General features: G+C 72.5%; 14 protein-coding genes and 1 tRNA gene. 6 read left to right on the forward strand and 9 right to left on the reverse strand.

The genetic code is table 11. From position 1 onward, the window contains the following. Window positions 1-106 precede the first annotated feature (106 nt). Window positions 107-1,294, forward strand: coding sequence for a glycerate kinase (locus tag PKF00_RS33900; RefSeq protein WP_271221792.1), 1,188 nt, complete (start codon window positions 107-109; stop codon window positions 1,292-1,294). A gap of 128 nt (window positions 1,295-1,422) precedes the next feature. On the opposite strand, the gene PKF00_RS33905 is transcribed toward PKF00_RS33900, so the two are convergent. After that, window positions 1,423-2,781, reverse strand: coding sequence for a serine hydrolase (locus tag PKF00_RS33905; RefSeq protein WP_271221793.1), 1,359 nt, complete (start codon window positions 2,779-2,781; stop codon window positions 1,423-1,425). Window positions 2,782-2,958: 177 nt separating this feature from the next. On the opposite strand from PKF00_RS33905, the gene PKF00_RS33910 reads away from it, so the two are divergent. Further along, on the forward strand, window positions 2,959-4,728 hold the full coding sequence (locus PKF00_RS33910) for a sensor histidine kinase (RefSeq protein WP_271221794.1): 1,770 nt from the start codon (window positions 2,959-2,961) through the stop codon (window positions 4,726-4,728). A gap of 163 nt (window positions 4,729-4,891) precedes the next feature. On the opposite strand, the gene PKF00_RS33915 is transcribed toward PKF00_RS33910, so the two are convergent. Beyond that, window positions 4,892-5,713 (reverse strand): spermidine synthase, encoded by an 822-nt coding sequence (locus tag PKF00_RS33915; protein ID WP_271221864.1) that lies wholly within the window; start codon window positions 5,711-5,713, stop codon window positions 4,892-4,894. Between the two features lie 307 nt (window positions 5,714-6,020). On the opposite strand from PKF00_RS33915, the gene PKF00_RS33920 reads away from it, so the two are divergent. Then, a complete protein-coding gene (locus PKF00_RS33920; RefSeq protein WP_271221795.1) occupies window positions 6,021-8,366 on the forward strand; it encodes a tetratricopeptide repeat protein in 2,346 nt (781 codons plus the stop codon). Window positions 8,367-8,576: 210 nt separating this feature from the next. Further along, window positions 8,577-9,251, forward strand: coding sequence for a PAQR family membrane homeostasis protein TrhA (gene trhA / locus PKF00_RS33925; RefSeq protein ID WP_271221796.1), 675 nt, complete (start codon window positions 8,577-8,579; stop codon window positions 9,249-9,251). Between the two features lie 23 nt (window positions 9,252-9,274). Here trhA and PKF00_RS33930 read toward each other — a convergent pair whose 3' ends face one another. Continuing rightward, window positions 9,275-10,474: a M20 metallopeptidase family protein gene (locus PKF00_RS33930; protein ID WP_271221797.1), complete on the reverse strand. Its 1,200-nt coding sequence runs from the start codon at window positions 10,472-10,474 to the stop codon at window positions 9,275-9,277. Window positions 10,475-10,601: 127 nt separating this feature from the next. On the opposite strand from PKF00_RS33930, the gene PKF00_RS33935 reads away from it, so the two are divergent. Continuing rightward, window positions 10,602-11,168: an HdeD family acid-resistance protein gene (locus tag PKF00_RS33935; RefSeq protein WP_271221798.1), complete on the forward strand. Its 567-nt coding sequence runs from the start codon at window positions 10,602-10,604 to the stop codon at window positions 11,166-11,168. Between the two features lie 101 nt (window positions 11,169-11,269). Next, window positions 11,270-12,571: an L-lysine 6-transaminase gene (gene lat, locus PKF00_RS33940; protein WP_271221799.1), complete on the forward strand. Its 1,302-nt coding sequence runs from the start codon at window positions 11,270-11,272 to the stop codon at window positions 12,569-12,571. A gap of 30 nt (window positions 12,572-12,601) precedes the next feature. Here lat and PKF00_RS33945 read toward each other — a convergent pair whose 3' ends face one another. The 6 genes from PKF00_RS33945 to PKF00_RS33970 all read right to left on the reverse strand — a co-directional run bounded on the left by PKF00_RS33945 (window position 12,602) and on the right by PKF00_RS33970 (window position 18,295). Then, window positions 12,602-12,868, reverse strand: coding sequence for a helix-turn-helix domain-containing protein (locus PKF00_RS33945; RefSeq protein ID WP_309298464.1), 267 nt, complete (start codon window positions 12,866-12,868; stop codon window positions 12,602-12,604). A 159-nt stretch (window positions 12,869-13,027) separates the two neighbouring features. Then, window positions 13,028-13,100: transfer RNA gene (locus PKF00_RS33950), tRNA-His, on the reverse strand. 76 nt (window positions 13,101-13,176) lie between these two features. Further along, complete coding sequence (gene orn, locus PKF00_RS33955; RefSeq protein WP_271221800.1) at window positions 13,177-13,779, reverse strand: oligoribonuclease; 603 nt, start codon at window positions 13,777-13,779, stop codon at window positions 13,177-13,179. A 22-nt stretch (window positions 13,780-13,801) separates the two neighbouring features. Next, on the reverse strand, window positions 13,802-15,025 hold the full coding sequence (locus PKF00_RS33960) for a DUF2510 domain-containing protein (protein WP_271221801.1): 1,224 nt from the start codon (window positions 15,023-15,025) through the stop codon (window positions 13,802-13,804). Window positions 15,026-15,079: 54 nt separating this feature from the next. Next, window positions 15,080-16,534, reverse strand: coding sequence for a protein kinase family protein (locus PKF00_RS33965; RefSeq protein WP_271221802.1), 1,455 nt, complete (start codon window positions 16,532-16,534; stop codon window positions 15,080-15,082). Window positions 16,535-16,600: 66 nt separating this feature from the next. Further along, window positions 16,601-18,295: a serine/threonine-protein kinase gene (locus PKF00_RS33970; RefSeq protein WP_271221803.1), complete on the reverse strand. Its 1,695-nt coding sequence runs from the start codon at window positions 18,293-18,295 to the stop codon at window positions 16,601-16,603. Window positions 18,296-18,425: the final 130 nt, after the last annotated feature.

Below are 18,425 nucleotides of genomic sequence, written 5' to 3' on the forward strand. Positions count from 1 at the left end.
GGCATCGACCGGGCACGACGACGGGTCAGGTGGGCCGACGCGCCGGCCGTCCTGGAAAACGTCCCCTGGAGGACGATCAGTGAAGAGAGATCAGGTGAGCCATGACATGACAGGGCGTATGGCGGGGCGGGTCGTCGTCGCGCCGGACAAGTTCCGCGGGTCGCTGACCTCTCCCGAGGTGGCCGCCCACGTGGCCGCCGGACTGCGTTCCGCGGGTTCGGGGCAGGTGCTCGTCGTCCGGCTTCCGGTCGCCGACGGCGGCGACGGCACCGTCGACGCGGTGGTCGCGAGCGGGTTCACCCGGGTCGAGACGGAGGTGACCGGACCGGTCGGCGAGCGGGTCCTGGCGGCCTATGCCGTACGCGACGAGCCGGACGGCCGGGTCGCGGTGATCGAGCTGGCCGAGGCGTCGGGCCTGCGGCGGCTGCCGGAGGGGGCCGCCCCGGCCCCGCTGACCGCCACGAGCCGCGGCGCCGGCGAGCTCGTCGCCCACGCCGTACGACACGGCGCGACGCGGATCGTGCTCGGCCTCGGCGGCAGCGCCTGCACCGACGGAGGCGCGGGCATGGTCCAGGCGCTCGGCGTGCGGCTGCTGGACGCGGCCGGGAACGACCTGCCGCCGGGCGGGGCCGCGCTGCGCGACCTGCACGCGATCGACGTCTCCGGCAGACTGCGCGGCTTCGAGGTCGTCGTGGCGAGCGACGTGGACAACCCGCTGCTCGGGCCGTACGGCGCCGCGACCGTGTACGGCCCGCAGAAGGGCGCGACCCCCGGGGACGTGACCGTGCTGGAGGCCGGCCTGGCCCGGCTGGCGGCCGTCGTCGCACGCACCCGCGCTCTGGCGGGCGCCGCCGGGCACGGCGGCGTCGTGCGCGCGGCGGGTGTGGCCGACCGGCCGGGCGCGGGAGCCGCCGGTGGAGTGGGGTTCGGCGCGCTGGCCTTCCTGGAGGCGAGGATCCGGCCGGGCATCGGCTATCTGCTGGACCTGGTGGACTTCGACCGGCACGTGGAGGGGGCCCGGCTGGTGATCACCGGCGAGGGCTCGATCGACGAGCAGACGCTGCGCGGCAAGGCCCCCGTGGGCGTCGCGGCGGCCGCGGCCAGGCACGGCGTGCCGGTCGTGGCGGTCTGCGGCCGACGCTCGGTGGGCGACGAGGAGCTGCGGGCGGTCGGCATCGAGGCGGCGTACGCGCTGACCGACGTCGAGCCCGACGTGCGGCGTTGCATGGCCGAGGCCGGGCCGCTGCTCGAACGGCTCGCCGGGCGGATCGCCGCCGCGTTCTTCACACCCTGAGACCGGGGCGCGCACGGCCTGCGGGCGGACGGCGCGGTGCCGCCGATCATCCGCGATGACGAGACCGCGGCGCGGAGAACGCCGCGGTCTCGTCAGCCAGGCCCGCCCCCTGCCAGGGCCGGGTTCGTCTACCTCCCCTTGACCAGGGAGAACGATCCCTTGGTCAGCGAGACCAGCTGGGGAACGGTGGCACTGTCCTCGAGGGCCTTCCTGGGGTTGTTGGCCAGCGCGGTGACGACGTAGGTCTTCCCGCGGGCGGAGCGCCCGAGATAGGCCAGATCCAGCACGCCGAGCTCGGAGCCGCCCTTGAACCAGACGGTCGGCCACTTCTTCGGATCGAGGTCCAGTCCGTCGAAGCCGGACAGCGTCTCGTTGAGCTGCTTGGAGTACAGCTTGCTCAGGCCGGCGTAGGCACGGCAGACGTCACGCGGCGAGCCGAACCACTCGAGCGTGTCGATCTCGCGGGGCTCGGTCCAGGGCTTGGCGTCCTCGATCGACTGCTTGGCGACCGTCTTCCTCAGGTAGGCGCGCCTGCCCGCCGTGTCGAGCGCCAGGTAGGTCCTGGCCTGCCGGGGATAGTCGACGGCCTTGAGCAGGCCCCACTCGCGTGTGGTCAGGAAGGGGATGTTCAGTGAGGCGTGGTCGGACCACTGGCGGACCTTGGCCTCGACGGCCCCGCGGCCGACGGTGTGCAGGAGGATGTCGGCGGCGGTGTTGTCGCTGATCGAGATCATCAGCTTCGCGGCCTCGCGGACCGAGATCTTGCTGTTGTCCGGCCGCTCCCAGATGCCGCCCTCGCTCGGGCTCTTCCACTCCGGCCTGATCGTGACCTTGGTGTTCCAGCTCAGCTTCCCGTCGCGGATCTTCTCCGCCACCGCGCCCAGCACGTAGAGCTTGAAGATCGAGCCGAGCGGCTGCGGCCTGTCCACGGCCACGCCGTGCACGACCTGGCACCGGCCCCTGGCGTCGATCTCGGCGGCGAGGAAGCCGACGTCGGGGGCGACCGTGCGCAGCCGGGCGTCCAGTTCCTTCCAGTCCTTGGGGCCGGGCAGGGGCGGCTGCTCCGGGGGCACCTGCAGACCGTTGATCCTCCCGTCGGCGTCGACGGAGATCATCAGGTTGTACCTCTGGTCGCCGAGCGTCGCCGTGCCCTGGAGCAGCGTGGGCTGGACGACGACCAGCTTCTCCAGCGTCAGCCCCTTGAGGGCCTTGGCGGACTTGTTGAGCTCGTCGACCGGAACCGCCTTGAGGAAGTCCGCCGTGAAGTGCTCCTGGTACTCGCTCTCGGCGATGGGCGTACGGGACAGGGCGTCGAGGAACCAGGTCAGCTGCTTGCCGGCCGGGCTGTCCGGAATCTCCGGCGCCGCGGTGACCGACCGGGCGGCCGCGACCGCGGACTGCCCGCCGCCCGCGAGGACGGTCACGGGCACGACCGCCGTGACGAGGGCCAGGGCGAGCAGACGCGTCGATCTGAACGGCAATCTCACGAGGAGCTCCTTCGGTGCAGGTGTCGTGGCCGCCCCCGGCGGCCTGGTCCGAAACTAGGGAGATCCGTCGCTCCGAAACACCTGGCCACCCTCCGTCCCGCAGGGTGCGGCAAACTGCATGGAGTGTGCGGACAACCTCATGGACGGCGCCTTCCACGGCAGGTCACGCTGCCTTCCATGGCTCACGTGACTCCGGCTCCCGCCCTCGCCGCGCTGATGGCCGCGGTGGCCGCGGCCGGGGTCGTCGCGGGCGGGTTGCTGGAGACCGGAATGCCCGCGCCGCCCAGCCAGTGGCTGTTCGTCGCGACGTGCCTGATCATGCCCACGGTCGGCTGGCTCGTCGCGGCGAGGCGTCCCGACAACGTCTACGGCTGGCTGCTGCTGGCCGCGGCGGACTGCCTGGGACTGGGCGCCCTTGGCGCGGGCATCCTGATCGCGGATCCGTCGGGCCAGAGCCCGCTGGGCGGCGTCGGCGCCCTGCTGGGTTCGCTGTTCCCCGTCTTCTACGGTCTGAACTGGGTCTTCCTTCCCCTGCTGTTCCCCGACGGGCGGCTGCCCTCGCGCCGCTGGCGGGTCGGGGCCGGGATCGCGGCCGTGGCGATCGCCGCCCACTGGGCGGGCCTGCTGCTGAGCGGCGACGAGATCTACATCCCGGTCTTCGGCAGGGGCAACCCGTTGGGACTCGACGGGACGCCGGGGCTGGTCGCCGCCCTCGTCGGCGCCGCGGGCCAGGCGGTGACCTTCCTGGTGGCGCTGTCGGTGCTGGTCTCCCTCGTGCTGCGCTGGCGGCGGAGCGCGGCCGTCGAACGCCGCAGGCTCCGCTGGATGATCGCCGGGGTCGTGGGCACCCTGGGCGGGTTCGCGCTGGTGGCGGTCTTCGAACCGGACACCTACGGCGTGGGCCTCGGGATCGGCCTGATGACGTCCCTGGTCGCACTGCCCAGTGTGATCATCGCGACCGTGTTCCGCCACAACCTCCTCGACATCAGGGTGGGCGTCAGGGGTTCCCGGATCTTCCTCGTCTTCGACCTCAGGCCGACGGTCGACGAGCTCCTGACGGAACTCGGTCCCGCGCTGGAGGAGGTGGAGCCGGTCGAGCAGCTGGGGCGGCTGGCGGGAGCCGTACGGGCGGGGCTGGAGACCCGGTGGGCCGCCGTCGAACTCGCGGACGGCACCCGGATGGTCGCGGGCGACGAGGACAGCAAGGCCGTGCTCACCGTGCCCGCGGGTCTGGGGCACATCGTGTGCGGACCCAAGGTGGCCGGCCGCTTCACCGCCGAGGACCGCAGGCTGCTCAGGGCGCTGGCGGTGCCGGTCGGGCTCGCGATCCAGAGCGTGGGCCTGGCGGCCAGGCTGGTCAACGCGCAGGAGGCGGAGCGGCGGCGGATCGAGCGCAACATCCACGACGGGGCACAGCAACAGCTCGTCGCACTGATCGCCGGTCTCGAGCTGGCACGGGCGACCGGCGGCGGCCCCGAGACCCTGGCGCTCCTGCGCGAGCAGGCCCGTCAGACGCTCACCGACCTGAGGGAGCTCGCGGCGGGCATCCACCCGTCCGTGCTCAGCCAGGGCGGCCTGGTCGAGGCGGTCGAGGAGCGTTGCTCACGGCTGCCGGTGACCACCACGGTGACGGCCGACCCCGCTCTGCGCGAACGCCGTTTTCCCGACGAGATCGAGGGCGCGCTGTACTTCACGGTGAGCGAGGCGATCGCCAACGCGCTCAAGCACGCCGCGGCCTCCCGGATCGAGGTACGGCTGACGCAGGCGGAGGGGCGGCTCCAGGCCATGGTCTCCGACGACGGCAGGGGCTTCGACACGGGCGCGGCGCGGCGCCGGGGGCTGGAGACGCTCGCGGACCGGATGAGCGCCCTCGGCGGGGGAATGCGGCTGACCAGCGGCCCCGGGACGGGCACGCGGATACGGGCCTGGGTGCCCGTGCAGGCCTGAGCGGCCACCCCGCTCTCCTGGCCCCCCTCCGTCGGCTCATCGGGGCCGGACGCCCCGCCCGGACGTCTCCGTGCCGTCGGGGGGCTCCGAACGCCTCCGTGCCGTCGGGGCTCCGAACGCCTCCTGCGCCGCCGGGGGCTCCGGGCGGGCGAGGCCCCCGGTCTCAGCCGAACACCCCGGGCGGCGGGACGGGGATGACCACCGGGTCGCCGTCGCGCAGCGGCGGCGCTCCGGCGACGAACCTGGTCAGCTCCTCCCCGTACAGGCAGCGGGCCTGGACGAGGCCGCCCGCGGCCCTGCGGGTCAGGCCCGCGAAGGGAAGCTCGGCGCGGGAGGCGGCGACGATGAGGTTGCCGAAGCGGCGTCCCCGCAGGACGCCGGGGTCCGCCAGCAGCGCCCTGTGCCCGAAGGAGCCGCCGACGGTGGCGAGCAGCCTGCGGGCGAAGGCGAGACCCTTGCCGTCCGCGACGTTGACCAGCAGGGTTCCGCTGTGCCGCAGGACGCGTGCCACGTCGTCCATGTACTCGGAGGTGGCCAGGTCGATGGGCATCGTGGCGCCGCTGAACGCGTCCAGCACGACCAGGTCGGCCGAGTCGTCGAGCAGGCCCGCCGTCGCCGTGCGGCCGTCGAGGATCCTGACCTTGAGCCGGGGCACCGACTTCAACCGGAGCTGGTCCCTGACCAGCTGGACGAGCCCGCCGTCCGGCTCCACGACGATCTGCCGTGAACCCGGCCTGGTCGCCGCCACGTAGCGGGGCAGGGTGCAGGCGCAGCCCCCCACGTGCACCGCGTCCAGCGGGCCCTCGTCGAGAAGGTCGATCACGACGGCCATCAGCTGCACGTACTCGAAGTCGAGATACGTGGGGTCCTCCAGGTCCACGTAGGACTGGGGCACGCCGTCCTTGGAGATCACCCATCCGGAGGGCCTGTCCAGATCTCCCAGGAGGTCGACCTCGCCGAAGGTCACCGGATAGCGGCCCGGCATCGGCCCCGGCGCTTCCCGCCTGATCACTTTTGTCCCACTTTCCACTGCCGTCGAGGTGCAACCGGGGAAACCCCTGGAAGAAACCGTATGCGCATCCGGACCGTCGCACGCCGTCGATCCCCCTGGAACGTCCGCCTGCCGGGCTCCCCGCGGCTCCCTCGACCGGATCGGAGATGATCCGCGCCTTTCGCACCGGTTCCGGGTTTTCTCGGCCACGCCGGGGGAGACGGCGTTAGATTCGACACGACGGGGTGCGGGCGCACGCGCCGTCGGGGGCCTTCGCGCTGACGGCAAGGGGAGCTTCCACATGGACGTGGATCGTGCGGTTCCGGCCGGCGACCAGCGGGTCCAGGCGTACGGCCACGCCCAGCAGGCCGCGCAGCACGGCGGCACGCAGATCAACAACTTCGGCGGAGGGCAGCCCCGCCGCATCGAGGGGACGCTGGACACGCTGGTGCCGCCGCCTGCCACGATGGTCGGGCGGGAGGACGAACTGGCGGACCTGCTCGCCCTGGTCGAGCGGGCGAGCCCGGACGGGCGTCCCGTGGTGCTCTCCGCGGTGCACGGCATGGGCGGGGTCGGCAAGACCGCGCTGGTGCGCGCCCTGACCGCGCGGGTCCGTGACCGGTTCGCCGACGCCAGGATCGAGCTGGACCTGTTCGGCTTCACCCCCGGGGAGGAGCCGCGCGATCCGGGGGACGCCCTGTCCGAACTGCTGGGCCTGGCCGGGTTCCCCGCCTCCGAGGTTCCCGTGGACACGGCGGGCAAGTCCCAGCTGTGGCGGGCCTGGCTGGCGGGCCGCCGGGTGCTGCTGGTGCTCGACAACGCCCGTGACGCCGCCCAGGTGCGGCCGCTGCTTCCCGGCCACGCCCGGCACTGCCTGGTGCTGGTCACCAGCCGTGACCGGCTGGACGAGCTGGACGCCCACGGGAGGGTGCCGGTGGGCACGCTGCCGGAGTCCGACGCGGTCGCGCTGCTGGCGGGCGCCCCCGGGCGGGAGGGCGCCGACCGTTCGGCGCTGGCCGAGCTGGCGCGACTGTGCGGGTGCCTGCCGCTGGCGCTGCGTCCCGTGGGCGCGCTGCTCGCCGAGCTCGGCCCGGCGGACCTCGTGGAGGCGATGAGCGACACCGCGCGGCCGCTGCGGCACATCCGCGACGGGGAGCGGGGCGCCCGCGCCGCGTTCGACCTGTCCTACGGAGCGCTGGAGGAGGACCTGCGCGACCTGCTGGACGCCTGCGCCCGGCACCCGGGCCCCGACTTCGACGCCGCCTCGATCGGGGCGCTCGCCGGCCTGCCCCGTCCCGTGGCCGGGGTCGGGCTGGCCGAGCTGGCCAAGCGCAGCATGCTCGTCCTCGCCATGCCCGGCCGCTACGCCTTCCACGACCTGTTCCTGGGGTACGCCCGCAGCCGGGCGGACGCCGGGCACGACGCCGCGCGGGCGCGTCAGGCCAGGGTCAGGCTGTACCGGCGCCTCTACCACGCGGCCGACGTCGAGACCGAGGTCCTCCTCGGACGTCGCGGCCGGTCGGGCGGCGCACGGGACGCGCCGGGCTCCGGCGGACCGGCGCGGGGCAGGGCGTGGCTGCTCCCCGCGACCGGCGAGCTGCGCGCGTGCTGCGCGGCCGCGCTGGACGACCGCTGGGAACGGGCGACCGGGTTCGTCAAGGTCGTCGGATGGTGGCTGCTTCTGGAGGGGCGCGCCGACCAGGCCCACGCCCTCCACACGGCCGCCAACCACGTCGCCGAGGAGGCGGGAAACCCCTGGGGACGAGCCGTCGCGCTGCACGGCCTGGCCAACGTGGCCGAGAAACGCGCCGACTACGACCACGCCGCGGGCCTCTACCGGCGGGCGCTCGCCCTGTACGAGGAGGTCGGCGACCAGCACGGCAGGCTCTCCGCGCTGTGCGGCCTGGCGGACGTCATCCGGCTGTGCGGGGAGCACGGGCAGGCCGTGGAGACCTACCGGCGGGCGTTGGAACTGGCGGAGGGGATCGGCGACCTGCTCGGCCAGGCCGACGCGCTGTTCGGCGTGGGCGACGTGGCCAGGCTGCGCGACGACTACGGCCGCGCGGACGTCGACTACCGGCGGGCGCTCGCCCTGTACGAGGAGGTCGGCGACCTGCTCGGCCAGGCCAACGCGCTGCGGGGGGTGGCCGACGTGGCGCGGCTGGGCGGGGAGCACGAGCACGCGGTGGAGACCTACGGCCGGGCGCTGGCGTTGTTCGAGGAGATCGGCGACCGGCGCGGTCAGGCCGACGTGCTGCGCGGTGTGGCCGAGGCCGACAAGCTGCACGGGGACCACGAGCACGCGGTGGAGACCTACGGGCGGGCGCTGGCGTTGTTCGAGGAGATCGGCGACCGGCACGGCCAGGCCAGCACGCTGCGGGGCATGGCGGACGTGGCCAGGCTGTGCGGGGAGCACGAGCGGTCGGTGGAGACCTACGGGCGGGCGCTGATGATGTACGAGGAGGTCGGCGACCTGCTCGGCCGGGCCGGCGCCTTCCTCGCCCTCGCTCAGGTCGAGGCGGCCCAGAACCGGCTGCGGGACGCCCGCGAGACCTATCGCGGGGCCGCGAGGATCTACGCGTCGTTCGGGCTGGCCAATTGGGTCGAGCACTGCGAGAACAGGATCAGGAATCTCGGCCTCGCCTGACGCGGCGGCGCGTCCCCCGGCGCGGAGGCGTACGGAGGCGTGCGGCGGGCCGGTGCGGCCCGCGGTGGGGAGACGCGGGTGCGCGGACGCGGGGAGGTGGGGGAGCGCGGCGCGGCCCGGGGCACGAGGGCGGAAGGCCGCGGTGGGACGGCGGCCACGGACGGAGAGGGTCACAACCTACGCGAGCGTAGGTTACGGTAACGTAGGTTCATGACCACGACCGCTGTCGAGGGCTTCACGCTCTCCGGGCCGGCCAAGCCCCGCCTGCGAGGCTGGTTGCACGCCGGAGCCCTGCCCGTCGCGCTGATCGCCGGATTCGCCCTCGTCGCCCTGGGCCCCACCCTGCAGGCGCGGCTGGCCGCCGCCGTCTACGCCGTCACCTCCGGCCTGCTCTTCGGCGTCTCCGCCACCTACCACAGGGGCGCGCTCTCCCCGCGCCTGGAGGAGGCGCTGCGCCGTCTCGACCACGCCAACATCTACCTGATCATCGCGGGCACCTACACGCCCTTCGCGCTCCTGGCCCTCGACGGGCCCGCCAGTGCCGTGGTCCTCGGCGTGATCTGGACGGGCGCGGTCGCCGGGGTGCTGTTCAGAGTGCTGTGGACCGCCGCCCCCCGTTGGCTGTCCACGGCGCTCTACATCGCCCTCGGCTGGACGGCGGTCTTCGTCCTGCCCCAGCTGACGGCGGGGGCGGGAACGGCCGCGCTCGTCCTCCTCCTCGTCGGCGGCCTGCTCTACACCGCGGGCGGCGTGGTGTACGGCGTCCGCCGCCCGGACCCCTCACCTCGCTGGTTCGGCTTCCACGAGGTCTTCCACGCCTTCACCGTCGCCGCCTACCTGGTGCAGTACGTCGCGGTCTCGCTGGTGGTCTACGCGGCGGCGTAGGGAGGAGGCCGGGGCGCGGCGGGTCAGACCGCCGAGAGCCCGAGGCGGCGCGCCGCGAGCTCGGCGTAGAACGCGGCCCCGTCGGGCAGCACCGCGTCGTCGAACACCGCGTCGGGGGCGTGGTTGTAGGCGGCCTTCTCCGGGTCGGCGTCGGTCAGGCACGCCCCCAGTGCCACGAACGCCGACGGCACCTGGTCGCAGACGTAGGAGAAGTCCTCCGAGCCGGTGAAGGGGTGCGGGGCCCGCCGGAAGCGCTCCTCGCCGTAGACCTCCCTGACGGCGCCGGCGACGAAGTCGGCCTCCGCGTCGCTGTTGACCGTGACCGGGTAGTTCACCCGGTACTCGGTCTCCACGTCCAGCCCGTGGGCGGCGCCGATGCCCTTGACCAGCGCCACCGCCCGCTCCTGGAGCCGTTCGTGGGCGGCCCTGGAGAACGACCGGATCGTCACCTCGAAGCGGGCCTCCTCGGGGATCACGTTGTTGACGGTGCCGGAGTGGAAGCTGCCGACGGTGACGACCACCGGGTCGAAGACGTCGAAGCCCCGCGTGACCATGGTCTGCAGCGCGGTGACCATCTCGCACGCGGCGGGGATGGGGTCCTTGGCGCGGTGCGGGGCCGAGCCGTGGCCGCCCACGCCGCGCACGGTCACGATCATGTCGTCGACGGCGGACATCATCGGCCCGCCCCTGGTGTAGAACATCCCCTGCGGAAGCATCGAGCTGACCACGTGCAGGGCGTAGGCCGCCACGGGGCGCTCGCCGGCCGCGTCCAGCGTGCCCTCGTCGATCATGATCTTCGCGCCGCCGTACCCCTCCTCGCCGGGCTGGAACATGAAGACCACGTTCCCCGCGAGCCGGTCGCGCCCGGCGGCCAGCAGGTGCGCGGCACCGGCCAGCATGGTGGTGTGCAGGTCGTGGCCGCACGCGTGCATCCGGCCCTCCAGCTGAGAGGTCACCGCCGCGCCGCCGCGCTCGGAGACCGGCAGGGCGTCCATGTCGCCCCGCAGCAGCACGGTCGGGCCTGGCCGTGCCCCGCGCAGCACCGCCGTGACCGAGCTGAGCCGCTCGCCGAGACGCACCTCGAGGGGGAGGCCGGAGATCGCCTCCAGCACCTTCTCCTGGGTGCGCGGCAGGTCGAGGCCGAGTTCCGGCTCCCGGTGCAGGGCGTGCCTGAGGCGGACCAGTTCGTCCCGCATGTCGGCGGCGGATTCACGAAAGGACATCGATCATTCCTCCTGGCAGTTGCACGACTTGATCGCACGATAGCCCGATTTAACCGATTTGAGGTCTCGCGTTGCCCGTCTACTGGAAATGAACGGATCACACGGGACCGATCGCTGGGGAGGTCACATGGAAGAGTTGTCACGCACCTGGTGGGTTTATCTGGTCCGCGGCATCTGCGCGATCCTGTTCGGCCTGGTGACGCTCGTCTGGCCCGCCATCACCGTCTACGCCCTGGTCGTCGTTTTCGCCGCGTACGCCATCGTGGACGGGGTGTTCGCCCTGTTCGGCGCGGGGCGAGGGGCGGCCTCCGGATCCCGGGGATGGATGATCTTCTACGGTGTCGTCAGTGTCCTGACCGGCATCGCGGTCTTCGCCTGGCCGAAGATGACCGCGCTCATCCTGCTGCTCTTCATCGCGGCCTGGGCCGTCGTCACCGGCGTGCTGGAGATCGTGGCGGGGGTACGGCTGCGCAAGGCCGGGGTGAACGAGTGGATGTTCATCATCGGCGGCGCGTTGTCGCTGCTGTTCGGCGTCCTGCTGTTCGTCTGGCCGGCCGCGGGCGTGCTGACCGTCGTCTGGCTCGTCGGCATCATGGCCGTTGTGTACGGCGCCGCCCTGGTCGTGCTGGCCTTCCAGGTCAAGGGCCTCGCCTCCCGCAGGCCGGGACCCTCAGGCACCCCGCGTGTCGTCTAGGTTCAGGAGAATCTCCCGAAAAATCGGCTTCTACGCGTAATCTCTCCATGTGTACGCATCATTAGCGGGGAATAATCTCCTCATCCCACCGTGGAGGAGACATGGACGTGCACGGCCGCCTCGCTCGACACCTGCTCGTAGACGGTTACCGGCTGGTCCTGGACCTCGAACGGAGCCGGGGCTCCCGGCTCGTCGACGCCCGCACCGACCGGAGCTACCTGGACTTCTACACCTTCTTCGCCTCGGCGCCCCTCGGCGTGAACCCGTTCGACGACGACCCGGAGTTCCTGGCGCTCCTCGGCAGGATCGCCGCGAACAAGCCCGCCAACTCCGATCTCTACACCAGCCATCTCGCGGACTTCACCGAGACGTTCAGCCGTGTCCTCGGCGACCCCGAACTGCCGCACCTGTTCTTCGTCGAAGGCGGGGCGCTGGCCGTGGAGAACGCGCTGAAGTGCGCCTTCGACTGGAAGAGCCGTCGCAACGAGGCCGCGGGCCGTTCCCCGAGCCTGGGCGCCAAGGTGCTCCACCTCACCCGCGCCTTCCACGGGCGCAGCGGCTACACGCTCTCACTGACCAACACCGACCCGATCAAGACCGACCGCTTCCCGATGTTCGACTGGCCCAGGATCGAGGTCCCCGCGATCCACTTCGGTGACGTCGAGGCGGCGGAGAGGCGGGCGCTGGCCCAGGCGCGGGCCGCCTTCGAGCGCCATCCGCACGACATCGCCTGCTTCATCGCCGAGCCGATCCAGGGCGAGGGCGGCGACAACCACATGCGGGCCGAGTTCCTGCAGGCGATGGAACACCTGTGCCACGAGCACGACGCGCTGTTCGTCATGGACGAGGTGCAGACGGGCGCCGGGATCACCGGCACCCCCTGGGCGCACCAGCAACTCGGCCTGCGCCCCGACATCGTGGCCTTCGCCAAGAAGATCCAGGTCGGCGGGGTCATGGCGGGCCGCAGGGTCGACCTGGTCCCGGACAACGTCTTCCGGGTCAGCGGCCGGATCAACTCCACCTGGGGCGGCGGACTCGTCGACATGGTGCGCTCCCGCAGGATGCTGGAGATCATCGAGCGCGACGGCCTGATCCGGCGCGCGGGCGAACTCGGCCGCGACCTCCTCGACGCGCTGCTGAAGATCCAGGCCCGCTTCCCCGGCCTGGTCCGCAACGCGCGGGGACGCGGTCTCATGTGCGCCTTCGACCTGCCGGACCCGGTCGCGCGCGACCGCCTGATCGCCAGGCTCAGGCGGGACGAGGGCGTGCTCGTCCTGCCCTGCGGGGAGCGCTCGGTACGGCTCCGCCCCGCGCTCTCGGTCACCGCCGAGGAACTCGCGGAAGGGACGACCGCGCTCGGCCGGGCACTGGAGGCCTCCCAGGACCTGAGGCTGTCAGCGTGACTTATTGCGACGCCTGGGGCGTCGCGGATGTTATGGGGTCGTCCGCCGGGGCTGGGGGGCGTCGTGGCCCGCGCGGTCGCGCCACAGGCCGATCGCGGTGACCCGTGAGTCCGCGCCGAGCTTGGCGTAGATCCGGTTGACGTGGTTCTTCACGGTCTTCTCGCTGAGGAACAGGTGCTGGGCGATCTGCCCGTTCGAGCAGCCTGTCGCGATCAGCTCCATGACCTCGGTCTCGCGCCTGCTCAAGCCCGTCACGACTGTGGGTTCGGCGTCGAACGGTGCGTCGTCGACTCTCATCCGGCCTCCGTGGCAGCAACACGTTCAGGTCGCCGAAACCCCCCGTCTTACGGCGTAGCGATAGCAGCGAGCATAACCCGGGATATCCATTTTTGGTGGATAAGTCTGAAGCGAGAGAAAACGCGAACGGCCGGTCCCGTAGGACCGGCCGTTCATCCGGGTGAGCGAGGGGACTTGAACCCCCGGCATCCAGGACCACAACCTGGCGCTCTGCCAACTGAGCTACGCCCACCATGTGCGCCGCAGTGGCACATGAAAAGTGTAGCGGTCTTTGGGAGTCGTTTCGCACCCGGTTTTCGTGGCGTCGCTCAGGTGGCGAGGGTGGAGACGGTCTCGGCCAGCTCGCGGGCCGTCGCGGAGTCGGGCCCCGGCTGGGGCACGAAGACCGCCGCGCGGTAGTAGCGCAGCTCGCGGATGCTCTCGGTGATGTCGGCCAGCGCCCGGTGGCCGCCCTGCTTCTCGGGCGAGGCGAAGTAGACGCGGGGATACCACCGCCGGGCGAGCTCCTTCACCGACGACACGTCGATCATCCGGTAGTGCAGGAACGTGTCCACGGCAGGCATGTCGCGCGCGATGAACGAGCGGTCGGTGGCGATGGAGTTGCCGCACAGAGGCGCCCTCTTCGGCTCCGGGATGTGCCTCTTGATGTAGTCGAGCACCAGGGCCTCGGCCTCGGCCAGCGTCACACCCCCGCCCAGCGCCTCCAGCAGCCCGGAGGCGGTGTGCATCTCCCGGACGACCTGCGACATCTGCTCCAGTGCCTCCGGCGGGGGCTTGATGACCACGTCCACCCCCTGGTCAAGCTGGTTCAGCTCGCCGTCCGTGACCACGCAGGCCACCTCGATCAGCGCGTCTCGGCCGAGGTCGAGCCCGGTCATCTCACAGTCGATCCAGACCAGCAGGTCACTCATAGCCTTCAGGGTAGTACTCCCTTCAGGAGATCTTGAGCGAGTCGACCACCCGGTCCGCGACCGAGGTGTCGAGATTGTCGGGCACGGACAGGTAGAGCAGGGCCGGACGTTTTCCCTCGCCGCGGTCCACGATCACGAAGGCGGCCCGTTCCTTCTTCCACTTCCAGCCGTTGGCCTTGGCCTGCTCGGAGAAGTCCAGGTCGAACATGAACAGCCAGGCGTCCCTGCCGCTCACCTTGATCGCCTCGTCCTTGACGACCTTCCGCCTGTGGGCGGGAGTGTAGTAGACCGCTTCGGCCGCGTGCAGCAGCGTCGCGGCGATCCCGCGCATGCTGCCGACGCCGTCATAGCCGTACTTGTCGGGAAGCTCCCCGGTGAAGACGTTGCCGAGCCACCTGCCGCCCTTGCCGTCGTAGTCGTCCTGGGCGATCGCCACGGAGCCGCTGGTCCACACGAACCCGAGCGGATCCGTGCCCGTGACCTCAGGCACTGCCCACGGACTTCCGGGGAAGTGGTAGGACAAGCCGGTCGCCGGGTCCTGGATGCGTCCGTCCTGCGGCGCGGGCAGCTCGGCGGTCGACCTGGGAAGGGGGGTCTCCTGCGGCTGCTCGGTGAACTGCGGTTCGGGCGTCGAGGGTGAGGAGGGCTCCAGCGTCGGCACGATCGGCGGGGGAGTGGAGTCCTCCGCGGTCGTCCCGCCCCTGGGGTTCAGCAGGAACACGGCCGCGACCACGATCCCGACGACCAGGATCACCACCCCGCCGCCGCCCAGGATCCACGGCCACGGGGTGCTCTTCTTCGGCGGGGCTCCCTGGGGAAGGCCGTAGGTCCCCGCGGGCAGCTGCATCGTGTTGCCGTTCTGCGGGGCGTCCCAGTGCGGCTGCCCCGCCTGCGACGCCGCGGGCCCCTGGGGGCCGTTCCACTGTCCCGTGGGGCCGGGCTGCGGGCCCGTCGGTTGCGCGAAGGGCCCTGTCCCCGCCCCCGGGGGCGGAGAGGGCGGTCCTGAGGGCGGTCCCGCGGGCGGGGCGAGGGGCCCTGTCGGCGGTCCGGACGGCTGTGCGAAGGGGCCGGTCCCGACCCCCGTGGGCTGGGGGAGGGGTCCGGTCCCGGACCCCTGGGGTACGGCCTGCCCGGCCTGGGGTTCGACCGGGTGTGTGGCGTCGGTCCACTGGTCGCCGTCCCACCAGCGCAACTGCGGTGAACCGTAGGGATCGGGGTACCAGCCCGAGGGGGTCTGCGTGGTCATGGCCGTCAGAGTAGTAAGAACCGGTTTGCCGTGCATTGTGGACCTTTAAGGCCCTCACGGACATTTGTAGGTGAAACTCGCCTTGTCCTGGACTTTTCCGTCCGCAGGCAGGGGAGAGAGCAGCTTCAGGGTGGCCGTCCCCCTGAAGCGTCCCTCGCCCTTGACCGTCCACTGCAGATCCACCTCGTGAGAGGTCTGCCCCGAGGAGACGGTGTCCTCCTGGACGATCGGAGCCTTGCGGTCGCTGCGCTTCCACTGGTAACGGATCTGCCCCGCGGAGCCGTTCGTGGCGAACACCCCCGTGATCCTGACCGTGGCGTCGCACCCCTGCGTCTTCTTCGGCGCGGTCGTCTCGACCCCCGTGACCGCCAGCGGGGTCGCCGCGCCGCGCAGCAGCCAGGCCGCCAGGATGCCCACGACCATCAGCGCCAGGATCGCCGAGGCGAGAGCCGTACGGCGGCGGCGCCGTCTGGCCGGGACCCCCAGCGCGCGCAACCTGCCCGAGGGGGGCTCGGTCTGCTGCTGGTCCCGGCCCGCGCGCCAGATCTGCGCCGCCGTGGTCTCGGCCGGCACGCCGGGGCCGAAACGCATGACCACGTTTCCGCCGCTCTCCGGGGGCGCGGTGTCCGCCGTGCCCGTGCCCTGCCCCGCGTTCCCGGCACGGCTCTCGCCCGTTCTCGGGACGTGCAGCAGTGTGACGATCTCCCCTTCGTCGGGGCCGGGCAGCGCGGCCGCCTGGGCGGCGGCCTGCCGGTCCTGCCGGGTCTGGGGCGTCGCAGCGGATGACGACTCCCGCCGCGCGGCCTCCGCCAGCCCGTCCCGGCCGAAAGACCCCTGCGGGAGCAGGTCACGTCCGGCGAGCAGGGCGTCACGGGCCTGGATGAGCCCACCGGCCGAGGCCGTCGCCGCCGCCCGCTCGAACAACCCGGCCGTGTCGGGGGAGGCCGCCGGGCTCGCGGCCAGATCGCGCGCGAGCGACGCCCAGGCCGCGACGTCACCCTCGGGGAGGGAGGGACGCCCGTGCAGCGCGTCGGCCAGTCCCCGTTCCGCGAGCAGCGCCGCCCCGTCGGCGGCGATCACCACGGTGTCGGGGCGCACCGCCCCGTGGGCGAGCCCCGCGGCGTGCAGGGTCAGCAGTGTCTGCGCGGTCTCCAGCAGGACGGCGGCCAGGCCGCCCGCGTCGGGGCGCGGGACGCCCGAGGAGAGCAGATCGGCCAGCGTGGGGCTCGCCGGAACCGCGGTGAGCAGCCAGACCTCGCCCTGCGTCGAGACCAGGTCGGAGATCGGGACCAGCCCGGTCAGGCCCGCCTGGATCAGCCCTCTGTCCGCGACCACGGCCGCGACCAGCCGGTCGCGCGCCGCCGGATCCGCGATCGAGCGCGGGTCGAACCCGAGCACGCCCGCCGGCCGCCCGTCGGGCGCGACCGCTGACGACCAGACGCCCAGCTCGCCGGTCCGGCTCACGCCGGTGAGCCGGAACCCGGCGACGTTCCCCCGCTCGCTGTTCACAGCTTCCCCCGTCCAGCCATCTGCCGCCTCCGCCGTTCGGTCTCCACGGCCTTCCTCGCCCCGCCGCTACCGCCTCCGCCTGCGGTGCCGGCCGGCCATGCGTCGCTTCACGGCCAGTGTGAGGGGGACGGCGCCGCTCGTCACCAGACCGAACGCCAGCAACGCCGAGGGGGCCGTGTCAACGGGAGGCGTGGGCGAGGCGGTCAGGGTCGGAGTCTCTCCGCCCCCGTCGGTCGAGGTCTCCGTCGGCTCCGGGCTGGTGGGGCTGCTCGTCGGGGTGGCCGTGGCGGTGGGCGTGCTCGGAGGGGTGCGCGTAGGCGTCGGCGCGGGCGGCGCGGTCGTCCTGGTCGGCGACGGGGTCGCCGACTTGGTCGGGGTGGAGGGGGCGCTCGGGCTGTCGAGGTCTGAGCTCTCCTCCTCGGAGGGGGCGGGGGAGGGCTGGGGCGCGGGGGACTTGCTCGGCCTGGCGGTGCGGGTCGCCGACGGCTTGGGCGTCGGGCTCGCCTTCTTGGTCGGCGAGACCGGCGGAGGGGTGGCCGCGCTGGTCGTCGTCGCGGTCGGGGTCGGCTCCGGAGTCGTGCTCTGCGGCGAAGGCTTGCCCGTCGGCTCCTGGGTGGGCTCGTCGGTCTCCTCCGACGGGATGATCGACTCCACGCTCTCGGGGAGGGTCGGGCTCTCCGAGGTGACCAGGCTCTGCGGCGCGATCTCGGTGGTGCCCGCCGAGTTGACCAGCACCGCGGTCACGCCGCCGATCACCGCGACGCATCCGACGCCGACCAGGATCTTGACGCTCAGCTTGCTGAGCGCGGACGGCTTGCGGCGTCCCCCGCCGCCGCCGAGGTTCGTCTCGGCCACCGAGGAACCGGTGTCGGCCTTCGGGGCCTCCAGCGGGAACAGCGCGGGCAGGAGCGCGACGAGGCCTGCCAGGCGGCGGCGGCCCCGGTCGTGCCAGTCGGGGCCGTACGCGTCGGCGGCGACGGCCTCCAGCTCGGTGAGGAAGGCGGCGGCGGTCGGCGGCCGGTCCGCGGGATGTTTGGCGAGCCCCCGCTCGACCAGGCCCTGCAGGGCGGGCGGCACCTCCTCGACGGGCGGTGGCGCGCTCTGGTGCTGCCTGGCCAGCGCGGCGGCGTTCGTCGCACGGAAGGGTCTGGTGCCCGTCAGGCACTCGAAGAACACGACGGTGGCGGCGTAGACGTCGGTCGAGGGCCCGGCGGGGGCGCCCGTCCACTGCTCGGGGGCCATGTAGGGCGGCGTGCCCGCGGGGGCGTCCCCGTCGCCCGAGCGGACCGCGATGCCGAAGTCGACGAGCTTGCTCGTCCCGTCGGCCTCGACCATCACGTTCTCCGGCTTGAAGTCGCGGTGCACGACACCCGCCGTGTGCGCGGTCGACAGGCCGAGAAGGGCGCCCTTGAGCACGACCAGCGCGGCCTCGGGGCCGGTCGGCCCCTCGGAGCGCAGGATCGCGCGCAGCGCGACGCCGTTGATCAGCTCCATGACGATGGCCGCGCCCTCGCCGGTCTCGACGTAGTCGTAGAGCCGGACGGCGTGCGGGCTGTCCAGGGTGTTGAGCACCCGGGCCTCGTGCCGGAAGCGCGCGACGAACCCGACGTCGCTCCTGAGCTCGTCGGACAGGTACTTGATCGCCACCTGGATGCCGTCGACGTCGTGTCGCGCCATCACCACGCGTCCGCCGGCACCCGCACCCAGCTCGCGTATCTCGGTGTATCCGGGGACTCGCCAGCCTGATGGCGTGCCGTACATGCGGTCTCCTCAGTTGTCTGGGCCCCCACCCATAACAGACGGACCGTAGCTTAGCCATAGATCACTGAATTTCGCTCATCAATCACAAATCAGTCTCAGAACTCTGAGTGATCGACGGCCGTGCGGCAGG

Origin of the sequence: Streptosporangium carneum (assembly GCF_027922005.1) — a bacterium.
GTDB lineage: Bacteria > Actinomycetota > Actinomycetes > Streptosporangiales > Streptosporangiaceae > Streptosporangium > Streptosporangium carneum.